Genomic DNA, 1431 nt, shown 5'->3' on the forward strand with positions numbered 1-1431 from the left:
GATGGTGTCCCGCCACGTGGTGTAGCCGGTCAAGGTTCGTGAACGCGCGGGTGTCTGCCCGGGGCGTGCATCAGCTGCCGCTGCTTGCTCCCTGAACAAGGGTCGGCCATCGCGCAAGTCTCCCTGGTGAACGGGCAGTTCAACCGGAGGAGCGCACGATGGCCTTGTCCCAGTCTGACCTGATCCAGCTGCTTCAGTCACTACGTGCGGCCGACGGAGTTGAGACGATCAGGGTGCTGTGCGAGCGCATCCTGCAGGAACTCATCGAGGCCGAGGCGACCGAGGCCATCGGTGCCGCCCCGGGCGAGCACTCCGATCAGCGCACCACCTGGCGCAACGGCCACCGCGAGCGGCTGCTGACCACCCAGGCCGGCGACCTCGATCTGAAGATCCCCAAGGTGCGGACCGGATCGTTCTTCCCCTCGCTGCTCGAGCGGCGCCGGCGGATCGACCGGGCATTGTTCGCCGTGGTGATGGAGGCGTACGTGCACGGCGTCTCGACCCGCTCGGTCGATGACCTGGTCAAAGCGCTCGGAGCCGATACCGGAATCTCCAAGTCCGAGGTGTCGCGGATCTGCGGCGAACTCGACGAAGAACTCGTGGCGTTCAAGGAACGGCCGCTGGATCACACCGTCTTCCCTTACGTCTTCCTGGACGCCACCTACTGCAAGGCCCGTGTGAATCATCGGATTGCCTCGCAGGCCGTGGTCATCGCGACCGGGATCTCCGCCACCGGGCACCGAGAGATCCTCGGGCTGATGGTCGGCGACAGCGAGTCGAAGCCGTTCTGGACGAAGTTTCTGCGTTCGCTTCGGGCCCGCGGCCTGGACAATGTCCAGCTGGTAATCTCCGACAGCCACAGTGGCCTGGTGGCCGCGATCCGCACGGTCTTCCTTGGCTCGGCCTGGCAAAGGTGCCGAGTTCACTTCGTACGAGACGTCTTCGGCGTGATCGAAAAGGGGTCGGGAGAGATGGTCGCGGCGACCATCCGCACCGTCTTCGCGCAGACCACCGCGGAGGCAGTGCGCACTCAGTTGAATGTGGTGGCCGACATGCTCGGACGGCAGTTCCCGCAGGTCAAGAGCATGCTGCTGGACGCAGCAGTCGACATCACCGCGTTCGCGGACTTCCCGCCGGCGCACTGGAAGAAGATCTGGTCCACCAACCCGCTGGAACGGCTGAACCGGGAGGTCAAACGGCGGGCCGACGTGGTCCAGGTCTTCCCCAACCCTGCCGCCCTGGACCGGCTCGCCGCCGCGGTCCTGGCCGAACTCCATGACGAGTGGCAGGTCTTCGACCGTCGCTACCTCTCCGAAGCCTCCATGGTCGAACTCCTCACCGCCAAACCGGCCGAGGACGACCACCAGCTTTTCCCACCGCAGGGACCGAATCAGCTCGGTCAGTGACTACACCACTCGGCGGGACACCATC

General features: G+C 65.3%; 1 protein-coding gene. It reads left to right on the forward strand.

The window, feature by feature from the left end:
- Positions 1–158: 158 nt before the first annotated feature.
- Positions 159–1406: an IS256 family transposase gene (locus ABZ896_RS52755; protein WP_360946680.1), complete on the forward strand. Its 1248-nt coding sequence runs from the start codon at positions 159–161 to the stop codon at positions 1404–1406.
- Positions 1407–1431: the final 25 nt, after the last annotated feature.

It is taken from the genome of Streptomyces sp. NPDC047072 (genome assembly GCF_040643855.1).
Lineage (GTDB): Bacteria > Actinomycetota > Actinomycetes > Streptomycetales > Streptomycetaceae > Streptomyces.

Coding starts and splice junctions, on each gene's coding strand:
- ABZ896_RS52755 (WP_360946680.1), top strand. CDS start 159: ATGGCCTTGTCCCAGTCTGACCTGATCCAGCTGCTTCAGTCACTACGT.